Source organism: Pseudomonas brassicacearum (genome assembly GCF_009601685.2).
In the GTDB taxonomy this organism is placed as follows: domain Bacteria; phylum Pseudomonadota; class Gammaproteobacteria; order Pseudomonadales; family Pseudomonadaceae; genus Aquipseudomonas; species Aquipseudomonas kilonensis_B.
The window spans coordinates 256,487-275,302 of record NZ_CP045701.2; the positions used below are offsets into that span (position 1 = coordinate 256,487).

General features: G+C 60.7%; 14 protein-coding genes and 1 pseudogene. 6 read left to right on the forward strand and 9 right to left on the reverse strand.

Translation table 11 applies throughout. The features are described 5' to 3' along the window. Positions 1–62 precede the first annotated feature (62 nt). Positions 63–1,064: a FecR domain-containing protein gene (locus GFU70_RS01190; RefSeq protein WP_058545668.1), complete on the reverse strand. Its 1,002-nt coding sequence runs from the start codon at positions 1,062–1,064 to the stop codon at positions 63–65. Continuing rightward, positions 1,054–1,554, reverse strand: coding sequence for a sigma-70 family RNA polymerase sigma factor (locus GFU70_RS01195; protein WP_058545669.1), 501 nt, complete (start codon positions 1,552–1,554; stop codon positions 1,054–1,056). Before GFU70_RS01195 ends, GFU70_RS01190 begins: the two co-directional genes overlap by 11 nt. Before the next feature lie 253 nt (positions 1,555–1,807). Here GFU70_RS01195 and GFU70_RS28955 point away from each other — a divergent pair. From GFU70_RS28955 to GFU70_RS01205, 3 genes and pseudogenes are all read left to right on the forward strand, one after another. After that, positions 1,808–2,833, forward strand: a pseudogene (locus tag GFU70_RS28955) (cache domain-containing protein); the annotation flags it as partial. 69 nt (positions 2,834–2,902) lie between these two features. Beyond that, positions 2,903–3,688: a methyl-accepting chemotaxis protein gene (locus tag GFU70_RS28960; RefSeq protein ID WP_411829956.1), complete on the forward strand. Its 786-nt coding sequence runs from the start codon at positions 2,903–2,905 to the stop codon at positions 3,686–3,688. 552 nt (positions 3,689–4,240) lie between these two features. Continuing rightward, on the forward strand, positions 4,241–5,212 hold the full coding sequence (locus GFU70_RS01205; RefSeq protein WP_153387477.1) for an IS110 family transposase: 972 nt from the start codon (positions 4,241–4,243) through the stop codon (positions 5,210–5,212). Between the two features lie 707 nt (positions 5,213–5,919). On the opposite strand, the gene GFU70_RS01210 is transcribed toward GFU70_RS01205, so the two are convergent. The 5 genes from GFU70_RS01210 to GFU70_RS01230 all read right to left on the reverse strand — a co-directional run bounded on the left by GFU70_RS01210 (position 5,920) and on the right by GFU70_RS01230 (position 13,068). Continuing rightward, on the reverse strand, positions 5,920–6,390 hold the full coding sequence (locus tag GFU70_RS01210) for an SRPBCC family protein (RefSeq protein WP_153387478.1): 471 nt from the start codon (positions 6,388–6,390) through the stop codon (positions 5,920–5,922). 32 nt (positions 6,391–6,422) lie between these two features. After that, positions 6,423–9,962, reverse strand: coding sequence for a non-ribosomal peptide synthetase (locus GFU70_RS01215; protein WP_153387479.1), 3,540 nt, complete (start codon positions 9,960–9,962; stop codon positions 6,423–6,425). Positions 9,963–9,972: 10 nt separating this feature from the next. Next, a complete protein-coding gene (locus tag GFU70_RS01220) occupies positions 9,973–10,905 on the reverse strand; it encodes a diiron oxygenase (protein ID WP_058542643.1) in 933 nt (310 codons plus the stop codon). After that, entirely contained in the window at positions 10,902–11,690 is a 789-nt protein-coding gene (locus GFU70_RS01225) for a DUF3050 domain-containing protein (RefSeq protein WP_153387480.1), read from the reverse strand. Before GFU70_RS01225 ends, GFU70_RS01220 begins: the two co-directional genes overlap by 4 nt. A 685-nt stretch (positions 11,691–12,375) precedes the next feature. After that, entirely contained in the window at positions 12,376–13,068 is a 693-nt protein-coding gene (locus GFU70_RS01230) for a GntR family transcriptional regulator (protein WP_058542641.1), read from the reverse strand. A 269-nt stretch (positions 13,069–13,337) separates the two neighbouring features. On the opposite strand from GFU70_RS01230, the gene lapG reads away from it, so the two are divergent. Both lapG and lapD read left to right on the forward strand, forming a co-directional pair. Further along, positions 13,338–13,961, forward strand: coding sequence for a cysteine protease LapG (lapG, locus tag GFU70_RS01235; protein ID WP_413468840.1), 624 nt, complete (start codon positions 13,338–13,340; stop codon positions 13,959–13,961). A 14-nt stretch (positions 13,962–13,975) separates the two neighbouring features. Further along, positions 13,976–15,922 (forward strand): cyclic di-GMP receptor LapD, encoded by a 1,947-nt coding sequence (gene lapD / locus GFU70_RS01240; RefSeq protein ID WP_153387481.1) that lies wholly within the window; start codon positions 13,976–13,978, stop codon positions 15,920–15,922. A 1,364-nt stretch (positions 15,923–17,286) separates the two neighbouring features. On the opposite strand, the gene GFU70_RS01245 is transcribed toward lapD, so the two are convergent. Further along, positions 17,287–17,451, reverse strand: coding sequence for a hypothetical protein (locus tag GFU70_RS01245; protein ID WP_153387482.1), 165 nt, complete (start codon positions 17,449–17,451; stop codon positions 17,287–17,289). A 460-nt stretch (positions 17,452–17,911) separates the two neighbouring features. Between GFU70_RS01245 and GFU70_RS01250 the strand changes: the two genes are divergently transcribed. After that, the gene (locus tag GFU70_RS01250) at positions 17,912–18,283 is read left to right on the forward strand and encodes a DUF6124 family protein (protein ID WP_058542589.1); all 372 of its coding nucleotides are present in this window, start codon (positions 17,912–17,914) and stop codon (positions 18,281–18,283) included. 176 nt (positions 18,284–18,459) lie between these two features. On the opposite strand, the gene GFU70_RS01255 is transcribed toward GFU70_RS01250, so the two are convergent. Beyond that, complete coding sequence (locus tag GFU70_RS01255; protein ID WP_058542590.1) at positions 18,460–18,798, reverse strand: hypothetical protein; 339 nt, start codon at positions 18,796–18,798, stop codon at positions 18,460–18,462. Between the last annotated feature and the right edge of the window lie 18 nt (positions 18,799–18,816).

Here is an 18,816-nt window from a genome sequence, read left to right on the forward strand (position 1 = left end):
GAAGGCAGATAAGGGTTGCTTACTGTCCTAGCCGGACGCCGGCGTGAAACCCGCCAAAAAAATCAAGCCAGGCGTTCCACCGTGATCCACCAACGGGTTCGATAACGGAGCTGCACCGGGAGCGTGCGTGGCAGGACGGCGAGCAATTTGTCGGTGTCCTCCAAGCGGAAAACCCCCGACAAGCGCAGGTCGGCAATCGACGCCGCGCAGTTCAAATAGCCTGGGCGGTAGCGTCCTACCTCGTTGATAAAGTCTTCCAGGCGCATGTTGCGCGTGACGATCAGCCCGTCGACCCAGGCGCCTGCGTCCATGTCCAGCGGCGGTGCCAGGGTCGCTGTCGATGCGCTGATCAGGTAGCTTTGCCCGGCTTCGACCTGGAGGGGCGTGCCATCGCTGTTTGGGTGCGAACGGATAACCACCCGGCCGCTGGTGACGCTCAAGCGTGTGCAGTCGCTGTCCTGGCGCACGACGAAGCGCCCCTCCAGCCCTTCGAACAGACCATGCCGGCCTCGTACCCGCAGCGGGCGCTCCGGGTCGCGGCCACAGGTGACCCTGATCTCGCCGCGAGCCAGGGTAATCAGGCGCTGCCGGGCGCTGAAATCCAGGTCGGCGGCGCTGTGGGTATTGAGCTCGAGTCGCGTGCCGTCCGGCAGTTGGAAACCTCGTCGTTCACCCGTGCCGGTGGCGAAATCGGCACGCCACGGCTGCCAGCCCAGGTCCTTGCCCAGCCATGCCGCGCAGCCCACCAGTGCGACGCCCGACAACAACTTCAGTGCCTGGCGCCGGTTGAGGCGCTGGGCACTGTTTTCCAGGGTATCCAGGGCGACATGGGCACCGGGCAATGCCCGCAGGTTGGAGGTCAATTCGCTGTGCAGCGCTTGCACCCGTTGCCAGGCCAGTTCGTGTTCCGGGTGGGCGGCGCGCCAGGTGTCGCACTGTTGGCGCAGGGTCGGGTGAGAGGTGTGATTGCGCAGGCGCAGCAGCCAATTGATCGCCTGCCTGACCACCTGTTGCGACGGGCCGTTGCGTCGGCTCTGCAAGTGATCCGCCGGCTCAGCGTTCATAGCGCAGCACATAGCAGTGGTACAGCGCATCGGCGACGTAGCGCTCCACCGAGCGCAACGAGATGCCCATCTGTTCGGCAATCTGCTTGTACGTCAGGCCTTCGCACTGGGCCAACAGAAAGGCCCTGCGCACTTTTGGCTTGAGGCCTTCGAGCATCCTGGCAATCGCTTCGAGCAGTTCCAGGATCAGGGCCTGGGCTTCAGCGCCAGGGGTTTCGGCTTCCGGCAGGTGAGCTATGGTTTCCAGGTAAGCGCGTTCGATTTCTGCTCGACGCCAATGGTCGATCACCAGGCCTTGGGCGATGGTGCGCAAAAAGGCGCGTGGGGCTCGAAGTTCCAGGCGTTCGCTACGCTGCAACAGGCGCACGAAGGTGTCCTGGGCCAGGTCCGCGGCATCGGCGGCGTTGCCCAGCCGGGTGCGCAGCCACGTATTGAGCCAGCCGTGATGACGGCTGTAGAGCGCCTGTACTGCAAACTCGGGAGATGACATGGACGCGACGGCCTGGATGTTACAAATGATAATAGGTCGCATTGTCATCAGCCGTCGGCGAATTTGCAACCACCGTTCGCTCGCCGTGTCCTCTCGTCGCCTATTTCTTCGAATCCCTAATTATTTGTACCGGTATGCCGACAGACTGGTATGCGTGCACCAAAGTGGAGCGCAATGACAACCGCTCGTGCTGTTACATGAAACGTTGCAAACCTGGAATGCATCCCCACTCCTTGCATAAGAAGCCTCATCGATGAATCTAAAGTTCAGTCACAAAATCCTCCTGGCCGCCTCCGGTGTGGTAGTCCTGGCTTTTGCCCTGTTCACGCTTTACAACGACTATTTGCAGCGCAACACCATTGGCAGCAGCCTTGAATCGTCCATTGAGCAGTCTGGCGACCTGACGGCCAGCAGCATCCAGAACTGGATGAGTGGCCGGATACTGGTGTTGGAAAACCTGGCGCAAAACATCGCGCACCAGGGCGCTGCGGCCGATCTGCCGGGGCTGGTCGATCAGCCGGCACTGACCTCGAACTTCCAGTTCACTTATGTAGGCCAGGCCAACGGTGTCTTCACCCAGCGCCCGGACGCCAAAATGCCTGACGGCTACGACCCGCGTCAGCGCCCTTGGTACAAACAGGCGGTGACCGCCGATAAAACCATGCTGACCCCGCCTTATATGGCAGCGGTGGGTGGCCTGGTGGTGACCGTAGCCCTGCCGGTGAAGCACAACGGCGAACTGCTCGGCGTGGTGGGCGGCGACCTGAGCCTGGAAACCCTGGTGAAAATCATCAACTCCGTGGATTTCGGTGGCATCGGCCATGCCTTCCTGGTCAGCGGCGACGGTCAGGTGATCGTCAGCCCGGATAAAGACCAGGTGATGAAAAACCTCAAGGACATCTACCCCGGCACCCCGGTGCGCATCGGCAAGGGTATCCAGGAGGTTGAGCTGAACGGGCAGGACCGCATTCTTTCGTTCACCCCAATCACCGGCCTGCCGAACGCCGAGTGGTACATCGGTTTGTCGATCGACAAGGCCAAGGCCTACGCGCCGTTGAGCCAGTTCCGTACGTCTGCGCTGATTGCGATGTTTGTCGCGGTGTCGGCCATTGCGGTGCTGCTGAGCCTGCTGATCCAGGTGCTGATGCGTCCATTGACCACCATGGGCCGCGCCATGCAGGACATCGCCCAGGGCGAAGGCGACCTGACCCGGCGCCTGGTGGTGCAGGGCAAGGATGAATTCGCGGTGTTGGGTGGCTCGTTCAACCAGTTCGTGGAGCGGATTCACGCGTCGATCTCGGAAGTGTCTTCCGCCACCCGCCAGGTGCATGACCTGTCGCAACGGGTGATGACCTCGTCCAACGCTTCGCTCGTCGGCTCGGATGAGCAGAGCGCCCGCACCAACAGCGTGGCCGCGGCCATCAACCAGTTGGGCGCCGCGACCCAGGAAATCGCCCGCAATGCCGCCGATGCCTCGCAACATGCCAGCGGCGCCAGCGAGCAGGCCGACGACGGTCGCCAGGTGGTGGAAAAAACCATCCAGGCCATGACCGAGCTGTCGCAGAAGATCAGCCTTTCGTGCACCCAGATCGAAACCCTGAACGCCAGCACCGACAACATCGGCCACATCCTGGACGTGATCAAGGGCATCTCCCAGCAAACCAACCTGCTGGCCCTGAACGCGGCCATCGAAGCGGCCCGTGCCGGTGAAGCCGGCCGTGGTTTTGCGGTGGTGGCCGATGAAGTACGCAACCTGGCGCACCGTACTCAGGAGTCGGCGGAAGAAATCCACAAGATGATCACCTCGCTGCAGGTTGGCTCCCGTGAAGCGGTGTCCACGATGAACGCCAGCCAGACGTCCAGCGAAGAGAGCGTGGAAGTGGCCAACCAGGCCGGCCTGCGACTGGTCAGCGTGACGCAGCGTATCGGCGAGATCGACGGCATGAACCAGTCGGTGGCCGCGGCGACCGAAGAGCAGACTGCTGTGGTTGAAACCCTCAACATGGATGTCAGCCACATCAACCTGCTGAACCAGCAAAGCGTGGCCAACCTCAATGAAACCCTGAAGGATTGCGATGCCTTGTCGCAGCAGGCCAACCGTCTGAAGCAATTGGTGGACAGCTTCAAGATCTGACCCAGTCGCAAGCCGACCCGCTCCCCTGTGGCGAGGGAGCTTGGTCCCGCTGGCCTGTGCCCTGTAGGCGCTGCCGAAGGCTGCGATCTTTTGATCTTTCGCTTGAGATTCAAGTGTTGGGGGAAAGATCGCAGCCTCGTTGCACTCGACAGCTCCTACACAGCTCCACGGCGCCGGCACGCAGGCTTGGTCCCGCTGGCCTGTGCCCTGTAGGAGCTGCCGGAGGCTGCGATCTTTTGATCTTTCGCTTGAGATTCAAGTGTCTGGGGAAAAGATCGCAGCCTCGTTGCACTCGACAGCTCCTACACAGCTCCTTGTATCTCGACTATCGCTCCGACAGAAGCGATAGTTCTCGACTGATCATCGAGGGAGGGACTTGGAAGCCGTACAGCTCCTTAGGCTTTTTGCCTGTGATGTAGATAGTGCTCCAGCCCTCCACACTCACTCGTATAGTTCGAACGGTATCTTGGGCCCGTCCCTGGCGAGAGCCCGCATTCGCAAGGTTGGACAGAGTGCAGTGATGATCGGAAACGGATCAACGGAGAGACGGTCATGTCCAATTTCGTCGGTGTCGACGTCGCTAAAAACACTTTTGATATCGCCACTCATCTGCCAAACGGCAAGCACAAAACCAAAGCCAAACTGGCTAACAACTCGAAAGGCTTCAAGGAGTTTGAAGCTTGGCTGAACAAGCATGCCGAGCCTGCAGCCCGGATCGTGATGGAAGCTACCAGCGTTTATCATCTTGAACTTGCCGAGTTCGTCTACAACAAGGGTTACCGGGTCTGCGTAGTAAATCCGGCAACAACCCACGCTTACGCCGACAGCGAGTTACGTCGGATCAAAACCGATAAAAGCGATGCCAAACTGATTGCTGACTTTGCTCGGGAAAAGGCGGAAAAGCTTCAGCAGTGGGCACCGGAGCCGAAGAAATACCGCCAACTAAAGGCAATGGTCCGTCGGCTGGATGATCTTCAGGAAATGGAGCAAATGGAGCTCAACCGCCTGGATGTGTCTGACGAAAAAGTCAAAGACTCGATCAACTCCGTGCTGCGCCACATCGAAAAAGAGATTGCTGAAACTCACAAAGTGATCAAAAAACACATCGACGATGATCCGGACATGCGCCAAATGCGCGATTTGATCGTGACCATCGACGGGATCGGGCAGAAAACCCTTGAGCGGCTGCTGGCCGAACTGGGCGACCTGCGTAAATATGATGACCCTCGCAAACTGGTCGCTGCTGCTGGGTTGAACCCAAAGCTACAGGACTCAGGAAAGCTCAAAGGCAGAACAGTAATTTCGAGGATTGGCTCGGCGCGCGTTCGTGCGGGTCTGTACATGCCTGGCCTGGTAGCGTTGAAGCACAACGAACCCATTATCGCCATGAAGAATCGCTTGAAGGCCAACGGCAAGGCCCCCAAGCAGATCATCTGCGCAGCGATGCGCAAGCTACTACATTTCGTTTACGCCGTTCTCAAATCGGGTCAGCCATTTGATCCAAAATTTGCCCTTGCTCGATGAGGGGCAAGACGGTATCTACACAGCTCCACGGCGCCGGCACGCAGGCTTGGTCTCGCTGGCCTGTGCCCTGTAGGAGCTGCCGGAGGCTGCGATCTTTTGATCTTTCGCTTGAGATTCAAGTGTCTGGGGAAAGATCGCAGCCTCGTTGCACTCGACAGCTCCTACACAGCTCCACACAGCTCCACACAGCTCCTACACGGCGCCGGCACGCAGGCTTGGTCCCGCTGGCCTGTGCCCTGTAGGAGCTGCCGAAGGCTGCGATCTTTTGATCTTTCGCTTGAGATTCAAGTGTTGGGGGAAAGATCGCAGCCTCGTTGCACTCGACAGCTCCTACACAGCTCCTACACAGCTACACAGCTACACAGCTACACAGCTACACGGCGCCGGCACGCAGGCTTGGTCCCGCTGGCCTGTGCCCTGTAGGAGCTGCCGGAGGCTGCGATCTTTTGATCTTTTGATCTTTCGCTTGAGATTCAAGTGTCTGGGGAAAAGATCGCAGCCTCGTTGCACTCGACAGCTCCTACACAGCTCCTACACAGCTCCTACACGGCGCCGGCACGCAGGCTTGGTCTCGCTGGCCTGTGCCCTGTAGGAGCTGCCGAAGGCTGCGATCTTTTGATCTTTCGCTTGAGATTCAAGTGTTGGGGGAAAGATCGCAGCCTCGTTGCACTCGACAGCTCCTACTCTCAAGGCCACCCTGGGGCAGGTTATGCCTCGGGGAACATCCCCTGCACATTCCCCATCGCCTCATCGGCAAAGCCCTGGAGGAAATCCCGGAAGCCCGACGGCGTATGGGAGTCGGTGTGGTCGGCGATGATGGTCCAGGTGGCGCGGCAGCGGTTGTCCGCCAGGGGTTCGACGCGCATGGCCGCCCACAGGTTGTCGATGCCCAGGGTGTTGTAGATCAGCGTCCAGGTCATGTGCATGGCCTGGTCGTCACGGCTATTGAGCTGTTCCACCACCAGGTTTTGCCCATCGCGGAAGAATTTCTTGCGCAGGGACCTCACGCCTTCGCCGGTCATTTCGATGCGTTCCAATGCCGGAATGAAATGGTTGAATCCGCCAAAATCTCCCACCACGTCCCAGACGCGCGCCGCGTCGGCCGCGACCTCCACCGAGGTTTCGACCTGGCAGGCTTGGGGGTTTTTGATCAGGGTGTCGGGTTGAAATGCACTCATGGTCTTGCTCCTTGCTTTGGGTTGAGGGTGTTTCAGATGAAGTCGATGGCTTTGAGGTAATCGGCGCCGCGACGCAGCAGGGCCGGGGACTTTTCCGGGTAGCTGGCGCCCATCTGCCGCACGCCGGCGCGGGCGTTGTCATGGCTGATCAGCGAGATGTCGCCGATGTCTTCCTCGAAGCCGTTGAGGTAAAAGCCCAACACGCCAAACAACGCGTTGTCGGCATCGACCCGAGCCAATTGCCGTTGCCACTCGGCGACGCTGACCAGCGAAAACTCCCGGCCGCTGTCGCGAAACGACGCGACATACGCATCCCAGCTCAACGGCTGTGGGTTGTGCAGGTTGAACACCGCTTGCGTCGGCTGGTAACGGCTGGCATGGAAGGCGATGAAGCGCGCCAGGAAATCCACCGGCATCAGGTCGAAGTTGAGGGACAGCTCCGGTACCTGGCCGAGCTGGATCGAGCCCTTGAGCATCAGCATCAGTCGATTTTTATGGGGCTGGCAGACCCCGGTCAGGCTGTTGAAACTGATGTTGCCGGGACGGAACAGATTGACCCACACCCCGCGATCCCGGGCCCGTTGCAGGATCCGTTCGCCGACCCATTTGGACAGGTTGTAGCCGTTCTTGATGTAGATCGGCGGCGTCTTGGCGGCAGGCTGTTCCAGCACCTGGCCGTCGGCATCCAGGGCGCTGGAGGCGGAAAGCGTGGAGACGAAGTTGAAGATCTTCTTGCTGCGCCCTTCACACAGGCGCAGGCATTCGAAGATCGGCTCCACGTTGTCCCGCGCCAACGACTCGTAGTCGAGCACATGATTGACGTGGGCGGCGTTGTGCACCAGTGCGCCGAAGGTGCGGTCGATGCGGGTGTAGACGTCATCCGGCAAACCCAATTGCGGTTGGGTGATGTCGGCGGCGTACACACTGACGCGGTCCAGGTCCAAGTGGGTCAGGTGATTGTCCTGAAGGGCCTGGGAGAAGCGCTCGGCCGCGCTTTGTCCAGCGCTTGCGCGCACCAGGCACGCGACTTCGGTGGCGCCCCAGGCCAGCAGTGCTTCGACGATGTGCACGCCGAGAAAGCTGTTGGCGCCGGTCACTACCACCTTGTGCACATCGCCGCACTGGCTGATGGGCAGCGGATCGAGGTTGAGTTCGGCCTCGGCATCGATGAAGGCTTGGGGGCTGAGGATCGATGCGCTGCTGTGTTCCGGGTCGTCCAGCAACTTGGCCAAGGTCATCAGCGTCGGCGCTTCGATGAAGCGATTGATCGACAGGCTGCGACCGAACGTCTGGCGAATGCTCAGCAGCAGTCGCGATAACAGGATCGAGTGCCCGCCCAGGTTGAAGAAGCTTTCATCGGTGGCGATGTCTTCGACCGGCAGTTCCAGCAGTTCGGCCCACAGTTGCTGCAATTGTGTCTCGAGGGCGTTCTGCGGCTGCCGGCGTTGGCCGTCGACCTGCACCTGCACCGCCATGGCGAGCAAGGCCCGACGATCGACCTTGCCGTTGCTGGTGTACGGCAGGCTCGGCAGTTCGACATAGGCGGCCGGGTGCATGTAGCTGGGCAAGCTGTTCTGCACATGCTCGCGCAACGCCTGGAGGGCGCCGTCGGAGTGCTCGGGATGAACCAGGAACGCCAGGATTCGCCGCCGTTCATCGACCCCTACTGCCACTTGGCGAAACAACTGGCTATCGCGCAGGCAGTGCTCGATTTCCTCGGGTTCGACCCGAAAGCCGCGGATCTTCACCTGGTTATCGCGCCGGCCACACAACTCGATGCCGTTGTCGGTCCACTGGCCGATATCACCCGTGCGATAGACCCGCAGCGTTTGCCCGGTGGGCAGCGCCAGGTCGAGGTAGCGTGTCGCGGTCAGGGTCGGGTCGTTCAAATAACCCAGGCCGACGCCCGGGCCGGCGATGTACAGCTCGCCGGGGACGCCTTGGGGAACCGGTTGCAGTTGTTCGTCCAGGATCAGCACCCGGCCGTTGGCGATGGGCACGCCTAGGTTGCGGTTGTTGTCGCCGCCGCCGAACTGTCGTGTGGTCGCCAGCACCGTGGTTTCGGTCGGGCCGTAGATGTTGTGGAAGCGGCATTGTGGCGCGAGCTGTTCGATCACGAACGGTTCGCAGACATCGCCACCGGTGATCAGGTGCGCCAGGCCCAGCGGTGCATCAAGGGGCATGACGCTCAGCAGCGCCGGCGGCAGAAAGGCGTGGCTGATGTGCTGCTGGTGAATCAACGCGACCAATTGTTGCGGATCGCGGCGCTGGTCTTCGCTGGGCACCACCAGCAGGGCGCCGTGGATGAACGTCGGCAGGATATCCAGCAGCGATGCGTCAAAGTTGATGGTGGAAAACTGCAACGCCCGGCTGTCGCGCTGCAACCCGACGTAGTCGCCGTACCAGGCACAAAAGTGACTGAGGTTGCGGTGGCTGAGCAACACGCCCTTGGGCTGGCCGGTGGTGCCGGAGGTGTAGATGGCCACGGCCGGTTCGTCGCTGTCCACCGTGCGGCGGATCAATGAGGCTGGGATGCCGGGCTTGGGCGCTGGCAGTTGATGGACATTGAGCGTTGGCAACGACAGGTCGCCCAGGTCGCTGTCGCCATCGTGCAGCAGCAGGTCGGCCTGGGCGTTTTCCAGGATAAAGCGTCGACGTTGCGCCGGGTGCTGTGGGTCCAACGGCAGGTACACCGCCCCACAGCCCAGCACGGCGAGGATCGCCGCATACAGGTGCGCGGACTTGGGCAGGCACACACCGATCACCTTGCGGGAGGACGGCCTGTGGGAGGAAGGCTTGCCCCCGATGAACGATGACGCGGTTGGGTTGAGAACCTCGGTGTCCTCATCGCGGGCAAGCCTTGCTCCCACAGGGTTTACTCTCCTTGTTCCTGCAGGCTCGCAGCTGCGTAGCATTTGCAGCATCGGCTCTTGCAACCTCAGCGCCAGGCGACGCAAGGATTTGTAGTCGATGAGTTGTCCATCGACCCACAGGGCCGGTTGCGTCGCGTCGTCGAGCATGCGCTGTTCGATGCTGTGCATCACCGGCACATCGGCGGCGGCCAGCAGCCAGGGTACTTGTGGCCGATTGAGGCCGTGCTCGAACGCCAGCGGCTCCAGCGCATCGAGCCCGAGCAGAGGTGGGGCGACAGCGTCAGCGTGCACTGTCGGCCAGTGATCGAAGCAGGTCTCATCCCGGGATAACTGGCTGACCAGCCGTGCGCCGGTCTCGACCACTGTCGCCAGCGTACGCAACCGCAGGGACTGACCGTTGCCATCGCCTTGCGGCGCAATCACTTCCTGGCACAACAGCCGCTGCGCACCGTCGCGGAATATCACCACCGGTTGCGGCAATACCTCGCCGGGTAGCGTGCGCAGCGCCACGCGCACCTGGAGGCATGAGCGGGCGTCAATGGCGTGCGGTGTCGTACCGTCGTCGATCCACAGATCGACCGCGCCGAGGCTGGCCGGCGATTGCCGATCCACGATGCCGTGGCCGTGCAGCTCCAGTTCCCGGGCCAGTTCGGCCATGGCCTGGCTGGTGCCAGGCACTGCAATTTCGAGGCGTTTCATCGAAAAGTCCTCATGGAGTCAGGTAATCGGCGAGGGCGTCGCGCACGCAGGGGGACGCGAGCATCGAGCTGCCGCGGAAAAAACGCGTGATGTTGCCCACCAACGGGTGAAAACGATTGATCGGATAGGCCAGCGCACTGGCGTCTTCACGCAGCGACTGGCGTACCGATTCGTCGACGGGCAGGTGCGCAATCAGCTCGAAGTCGAACGCTTGCTGCAGGTCGCTCGCCAGGTACTGGGCGATGAAACCGGGCATCAAGCGTGCAATCGCCGCGCGGTCCTCTTCAGGCGCGGTGCGCCAGTAAATCTGCACCAGTCGTGTCCAGAAACCGGAGTGCCGGCCCTCGTCGAGCAAGTGATCGGCCATCAGCCCCTTGATCGAGGCCTTGACCGAGTCGTCCCGGGCGAAGGCCGCCACTTCGTTGGTGACGGTGTTCTCGGCGATGGCGATGCAGATCAGCTCCACGGCGCTGAGCAAATGTTCCGGCGCCTGGGCCAGGGTCGCCGGTATCGCGCGGCTGAGTTCGATCTGCCCAGGCAATGGGATCGGTGCGATGCCGGTCATGTCGATGGTCTGCTGCATGAAGTCCATCGCCACCAGCGCGTGGTAATCCTCGTCCACCACCACGGTCATCGCGTCGTAGCGGCAGGCGAACGGGAACTCGATGCCGAAGCGGTTCTTGGCGATACGGCGGGCGGTGTGGTCCACCAGTTCGGTCTCGAAAATCACCACGTCGTTGATGAACTTGTAGAGGCTCTGCACCAGCACAAAGTCGCGCAATTGCGGACAGTGGCTGAGGAAGGTCTGGCTGTGCACCAGCGGCTGGCGGCTCATCGGGAAGATCAGCTTGTCGTCGTCTTCGACCCGGCGCCGTGGCCGAGTACGGATCGTGGCGCGGCTTTCCCAGGCGTCGGCGAAGGATTGGTATTCGACGGCGTTCATGGCGTCACCTGTGCAACCGGTTGGGCCATGCTCTGGCGCAAGCCGTCCCACAAGGCTGCGCGGCTGTGGACAGCGGCGAGCGCGGCGACCAGTACGTCGTTTTCGCGCTGCGGGTCGCCATCGATCAGCCGGGCCAACAACTTTTCTGCCGCCGGGCCATGGTCTTCGGAGTCGACTTCAATGTGCCGCTGCAGGTAATAACGAAAGGTCGGCGCCTGATCCAGGCCAATGCCCCAGGCGTCCAACATGCGCTGGAACATCTGCGGGATGACACTCTCGCGACCGTGCACGAACGCGGCGGCTACGCTGTGGGCCGGGGCGTGCAGGGCGCTGTGCAAGGTCTGGCGGACGAACCGTGCCGTCGCCGGTTCGACATCGACGCTGTCCAGTGCAGTCTCGGGGCTGACGCCTTCCTGTTGCAGCGTAATGAATTGCTCGATCACGCGGGTATCGGCACCGATTTCCCGCATGGCGTCCAGGTACAGTTCGAAATGGCTGCAATAGCCTGCGCCGGGGCGGTCATCCGATTCTTCCCCCAGCACGATTTCATTGATCAAGCGTGCCGCGTGCGGGTCGGCCGGCGGCAGCCAGGGCAGTTGGACACAGGTGAGCTCGCGTTGCAGCCGCTTGGTCAGCGACATGAAGTCCCAGACGGCAAAGACATGGCTTTCCATAAAACGGCGTAACAGATCGATTGATGTAATCTCGGAAAAAACCGGGTGTTCGCTAAGTTCGCGTTTTTGTAGGGAAAGTTTCAGGGATAGTTGTTCTTTGGATGGCTGCATTTGAACGTCCTCATCAATGATTTTTTGTCCGGAAGGCTGCTCGTTATTTAATGTGGGCGAGCGGGCGCCTGAACCGGAATCCATGAATTGCCCAAGGGGCTTAAGCATTCTCTTTTAATCGTTAATTCGGCTTTTGAAGCCTGTATTTGCTGGGCTTGTCGCAAGTCGAAAGAGCCGGAAGTAACGCGGCGAATAAAAAACTAATACATCGGGCAAGTAGGTGGCAAGCAACTTTTTTAATTATTTAAACTTGGGTTTTTATTGGGCGCGAAGAGTACTTTTAAAACTTACTTGGTAAGTTTTATTGAGGCGAAGGAGCTCCTTCCGATTTAGCAGTATCAGAATCGAATAGTTCGAGTGAATGCCTCACTCGGAGCACTTCAGGGATCGGGGAATAAGGAAGTTTTATGTTATGGGCAGGACGTCGGTCGGACATCCGATCATCCCGCCGGTTGGACGAAGCTCCTTGCGTATTGGCTTCGATTCACCCGGCCTCAGCCAGGCGTTGACTTCTTCAGGTCTGTTTTGAATCGACAAGCGCAAGAGTGAGCCCAAATCGATGGCAGTGCCATTGAACTGATGGGACGACGAGTCGCGGCCACGGCCAGGCCGCGCCGCGCAGGCGACAAGTGGGTCGGAAGGATATGTAAGAAATTTTTACGCCGGCTGGACCGTTGAGGTGGGATCAAAGATTCGACGACTGTTCCAGATACCGGCGCATGGTGACGGAGGCTTTTTCCAGGTGCCGCTCCAGCAATTCGACGGCCTTATCGATGTCCTTGGCACGCGCGGCGGCGAGCAGCGCGCGATGATCGTCCTGGCTCAACTTGCCCAGCCCCATGGATGACAGATGAAAGCGCAGGAAGCGCTCTTCTTCATTGAGCTCACGCTCGATCAGGTCCAGCAGCTTGCTGTTGGGTGCCTTGTGATAAAGCGACATGTGGAACAGCCGGTTGAGCTTGCCGATCTGGGCGTGATCGGTTTCTGTTTCCAGCTGTTCGATGTACTGGGCGGCCAGTTCCAGGTCGTTGTCATCGAGCAGCGGGATGGACAGGCGCAAGGCGAACGATTCCAGGACCGAGCGCAGGGCGTAGGTTTCTACCGCATTGTTGGTGATCAACGGTGCCACCACGGCGCCCTTGTGCTGAACCACATTGAGCAGCGACTGCGCTTCGAGCTGGCGCAATGCCTCGCGCACTGGCATGCGGCTCACGCCGAACAGGTCGGCCAGTTCCTGCTGGCGCAGGGCGGTACCGCAAGGCAGGCGCCCGTCGAGGATGGCCTCGCGCAGAGACTCTTCGATGATCGAGCGTGCCCGGTCGGCCGGGATGGGCCCGGTGACCTGAATAGTGCTAAGCGGTTTGGGCTTCTGTGTCACGACAACACCTGACTGGTAGTAACGAAAATTGGATCCAAGCCAACGTTAGTTACAGAATGCCAAGCCGTCAAAACCTTACGGCCCCAATTCCTGAACTAAAGTTTAGTCTGCTTGTGGTGATTGCAACCTGCCATTGTTTTTTACCGGGCCAGGCTTCACCATCCAACGAGTTTCCAACGGCCCTTTTCGGATGTATTCCCTTGGCTGCACCTTTCCCTGTTCCCAGGTCCTTGCGCTGGCTGTGTTCGGCATTGTTGCTGGCCGGCCTGATGCTGGGTGGCTTGCAGGCCGACTGGGACTTTGCGCAGATCAGCCGACGGGCGCAAGCGTTATATGGCCCCTTGGGCCAAGGTCAGCAACGAATCGACGCATGGCAGCAACTATTGGCGACCCAGAAACAGATCCCGGAACTGGAACAACTCAAGGTGGTGAACCTGTTCTTCAACAAACAGGTGCGCTACGTGGAAGACATCGACCTGTGGCGCGAGGTCGACTACTGGGAAACCCCGATCCAGGCGCTGTGGAAGGGGGCTGGCGATTGTGAAGACTACGCCATCGCCAAGTACTTCAGCCTGCGCCATCTCGGGGTCTCCAGTGACAAGCTGCGCATCACCTACGTCAAGGCCTTGCGGCAGAACCGTGCGCACATGGTGCTCACCTATTACGCCACGCCCGAGGCGATGCCGCTGGTGCTCGACAGCTTGATCGACGGCATCCTGCCGGCCAGCCAGCGAACCGACTTGCTCCCGGTCTACTCTTTCAACGCCGAAGGGCTGTGGCTGCCGGGTGCCAAGGGCAACAAAAAAGTGGGTGACACCAAGCGCCTGTCCCGGTGGCAGGATGTGTTGAAGAAAATGCAGGCCGAAGGTTTCCCGGTCGAGACGACTAACTAGGAGCGCGCGCTCAGATGTCCTTGTTCAAACAGCTGTTGATCGCTATCTGTCTGTTCCTGGTGGTTGCCTTCAGCGGCAGCTTCATGGTCAGCCTGGAGAGCTCGCGGGCCCAGTACGTCAACCAGTTGCGCTCCCATGCCCAGGACGCGGCCACGGCGCTGGCGCTGTCGCTGACGCCGAACATCGACGACCCGGCGATGGTCGAGCTGATGGTCAGCTCGATCTTCGACAGCGGCTACTACGCCAGCATCCGCGTGGTCGACGTGGCCACCGACAAGACCCTCGTCGAGCGCACCGGCACGCCGGATGCCGGCAGCGTGCCGCAATGGTTCGTCAAGCTGATCGGTCTGGAGCCGGCCGGAGGCGATGCCATCGTCAGCCGCGGCTGGGAACAGGCGGCGCGGGTCGAAGTGGTCAGCCATCCGATGTTCGCCCTCGCCAAGCTGTGGCAGAGCGCGTTGGGCAGCCTGGGGTGGCTGTTGCTGTGTGGCGCCGTGAGCGCGGTGCTCGGGGCCTTGCTGTTGCGTCGCCAGCTCAAGCCGCTGGACTACATGGTGCATCAGTCCCATGCCATCGCCCGTCGCGAGTTCCTGAGCCTGCCGGAGTTGCCGCGCACGCCTGAGCTGCGCCGCGTGGTGCAGGCGATGAACCAGATGGTCGAGAAGCTCAAGGCGCTGTTCCAGGAGCAGGCCGAGCGTAGCGAGAAACTGCGGGTTGAATCCTACCAGGACAACCTCACGGGCCTGGCCAACCGGCGCTATTTCGAAATGCAGCTCAATGCCCGGGTGAGCAACCCGGAGCAGGCCAGCTCCGGTTATCTGCTGTTGCTGCGGGTCAAGGACCTGGCCGGTTTGAACCAGCGGTTGGGCGGGCAGCGCACCGACCAGTTGCTTAAAGCGGTTGGTGAGCAATTGCAGCGTGAGTGCGCCCGCTACCCGGAAACCCACAACCTGGTGACGCGTATTCGCGGCGGCGAGTTCGCGGTGCTGGCACCTGGGCTGGTGCGCGAGGAAGCGCTGCAACTGGCGCAGAACCTTGAGGCCGCGTTGGCGAGCCTGCATGCGACCGGCGCGACGGATGTGGCGTCGGTGGCCTCCATCGGGCTGGCGCCGTTCGTCCATGGCGACTCGCCGCAAGCGGTGCTCCAGCTCGGCGACCAGGCCTTGGCCCAGGCCGAAAGCCAGGGCGAGCCGGGTTGGGCCTGCCTGGACCACAGTGCCTCGGCGAGCGTCGGTGACGATCATCATGCCTGGCACACGTTGCTCGACCAGGCGTTGAATCATCAGCGCTTCGAGCTGTACTTCCAGCCGGTGGTGGCCGCCCAGGACACCCAGGTGGTGCTGCATTACAAAGTACTGTCGCGGTTGCTCGACGAGCAGGGCCAGATCATCCCCGCCGGGCGGTTCCTGCCCTGGTTGGAGCGCTTCGGTTGGACCGCGCGCCTGGACCGCTTGATGCTTGAACAGGTGCTCAAGCAAATGGCCGGGCATGAGCAGTCCCTGGCGTTGAACCTGTCTTCGGCGACCTTGGCTGATCCGCAGGCGCTGAACAAGATTTTTGAGATCCTGCGGGCGCATTCCAATCTTGGGGCGCGCCTGACGTTGGAGATCGGGGAAGAGCAGCTGCCGGAGCAGGCGGTGCTGGAGCAGTTGACCCGGCGTCTGCGTGAGTTGGGCTTCTCTTTGAGCCTGCAGCGTTTTGGTGGGCGGTTCAGCATGATCGGTAACTTGTCGCGGTTGGGGTTGGCTTACTTGAAGATCGATGGCAGTTATATCCGTGCGATTGATCAGGAAAGTGACAAGCGACTGTTCATCGAGGCGATTCAGCGGGCGGCTCACAGTATTGACCTGCCGTTGATTGCTGAGCGGGTTGAGACGGAGGGGGAGTTGGCGGTGATTCGGGAGATGGGGTTGTTTGGGGTTCAGGGGCAATTGGTGGGTGAGCCTAAGCGTTGGGGGTGAGGCTGGCTGGTGAGGTGGCCTGTGCCCTTCTGACCGCGTACATATCCATTGCTGCGGTAACGGCCACTTAGGGTTCCGCCCTGACGGCGGCTCACTTTTGAGAAGCGCAAAAGTAAGCAAAACGCTCCTGCCCCACCACTTGGCACCTCGCCTAGGCTCGGTGTGCCCTCACTCCGGCATTGCTCCGTGGGCCCGCCGCGAAGGGCCATCCATGGCCCAGCGCGGCTATCCCGGCATCCATGCCGGGATGCCCACTCCACAATGCCTGCGTTCGGCCAGCGTGGTTAACGGGGCGCCGAGATCAACGTCCACCACGAGGCGGCCTAACAGCCGACCTGGCTCTTCCGGTCGTACACCCATCAGCTCTGTTCGAGCAGGATCTGTGGGAGCAAAGCTTGCTCGCGAGGCGGCCTAGTAGCCGACCTGGTTCTTCCGGTCGTACACCCATCAGCTCTGTTCGAGCAGGACCTGTGGGAGCAAAGCTTGCTCGCGAGGCGGCCTAGTAGCCGACCTGGCTCTTCCGGTCGTACACCCATCAGCTCTGTTCGAGCAGGATCTGTGGGAGCAAAGCTTGCTCGCGAGGCGGCCTGATAGCCGGCCTGGCTCTCCCGGTCGTACACCAACCAGACTTGTTTGAGCAGGACCTGTGGGAGCAAAGCTTGCTCGCGAGGCGGCCTGATAGCCGGCCTGGCTCTCCCGGTCGTACACCAACCAGACTTGTTTGAGCAGGACCTGTGGGAGCAAAGCTTGCTCGCGAGGCGGCCTAGTAGCCGACCTGGCTCTTCCGGTCGTACACCCATCAGCTCTGTTCGAGCAGGATCTGTGGGAGCAAAGCTTGCTCGCGAGGCGGCCTAGTAGCCGACCTGGCTCTTCCGGTCGTACACCCATCAGCTCTGTTCGAGCAGGATCTGTGGGAGCAAAGCTTGCTCGCGAGGCGGCCTAGTAGCCGACCTGGTTCTTCCGGTCGTACACCACCAGACTTGTTTGAGCAGGACCTGTGGGAGCAAAGCTTGCTCGCGAGGCGGCCTGATAGCCGGCCTGGCTCTCCCGGTCGTACACCAACCAGACTTGTTTGAGCAGGACCTGTGGGAGCAAAGCTTGCTCGCGAGGCGGCCTGATAGCCGGCCTGGCTCTCCCGGTCGTACACCAACCAGACTTGTTTGAGCAGGACCTGTGGGAGCAAAGCTTTGCTCCCACAGGGACCGGCGGTGGACACTGATCTTATAAACGACCAAAAACCTGTGTGGGAGCCTGAACGCGATAGCGCTGGTTCAGTCACATGGATGCTGGGTTTGCCGGCCTCTTCGCGAGCAAGCTTTGCTCCCACAGGGGAAATGCGGTCCCTCCAAGAACCAGGTCGGCTACTAGGCCGCCTCGCGGTGGACGTTGATCTCGGGCGCCCCGTTAACCACGCTGGCCGAACGCAGGCATTGCGCAGTGGGCACCTCGGCATGGATGCCGAGGTAGCCGCGCTGGGCCATGGACGGCCCTTCGCGGCGGCCCACGGAGCAATGCCGGAGTGAGGGCACACCGAGCCTAAGCGAGGTGACAAGTGGTGGGGCATGAGCGCTTTGGTTACTTTCGCGCTTTTCGAAAGTGACCCGCTGTAAGAGCGGAACCATAAGCCGCCGTTACCGCAGAAACGGATATACACCCCCTTCCAAAAGTAACGTCCTAGGAGATTTCCTTCGAGTTGTAGCGAACTTGGTGAACTTGTCCGGCGTCTGCCTCATGGCTAGTCTGGGTTTGTCATTGAAAAAAACGGTGACACTGGCGTGCAAGCCGGTTAGAAAGACGCCCAACAATATCACCAGCCACTTATCGTGCATTCGTGCTCATGTTTTATGGTAGCTGTGTGCGGGAGATCTTCGGATCTGCCGAGTTTTTGGGCGTTGTCTTACTCGGTCTTGCACACTCGCACATAGCTGCCACCCTTCATCGCGTGCAAGCGAGCCAGGGCGGCTCTGAATTGAATAGGAAGCCCAAACCATGTTCAAAGCTACGCCTAACCCCCCACAGCCCTCATCCAAATCCCGAGTCGAAACCCAGCAAGCAAAAAAACTCGACGAAGCCACCGAACGCGTCCTTGACTATTACCTCAATCCCAAACCCACCGATGAAGCCTCGGGAAAAAACCAAACCGCCCAGCTCTTCATGGTCTCCCCGGACATCGACACCGAAACCCTCCTGGCCAACGCCTCCGAAGACCTGCTGTCCATCAGCGCCATCGCCGCCGACCTGGCTGACGACGTCGACGGCTCACGCCGCAGCGTAATCCTGGCGATCAGTCGAATGGCCGATGGAGTGCATCTGTTGGTGGAGCGGGCGATGGATCGGCTGGAGGTTCAAGCGGCGGGCTGACAAGTCTATGGTGGATTGAAAATCGCCTTCGCGAGCAAGCCCGCTCCCACACTGGATTTGTGTTGAGCCGAAATACTGAAATCAACACCGATCAACTGTGGGAGCGAGCCTGCTCGCGAAGGCGTCAGCCCAGACAACCCCAAACCCTGTAGCGAGGGAGTGGATAACTTGCAGGCCTAGATCAACCCCTTCTCATCATCATCGATCAACCGGCTCAACCCGCCCAAGGCTTCCCGGGCCTGGTTGCGGTCCATCAGCTTGGCCTGGGCTGCTGGTGGCAGGTCGGTGACGCGGATGACGCCTTTGCTGGTCAGCACCTGGATCAAGTCATCGAGTACCCGGATCATCTCCAGGTCGCTTTGCTTGAGCTGCTTGAGGCTGTTTTCCACCGCCTGGTTGGCGAACCAGTCCTGGATCTCGTGGTTGTCGGCCGGCAAGGTTTCGCTGGCCTCGGCGTAAGCGGTGGCTTCTACGCGCACCAGCAGGCCTTGTGCATTGCGTTGCACATAAAACATCGGGCATCCCTCATGTAT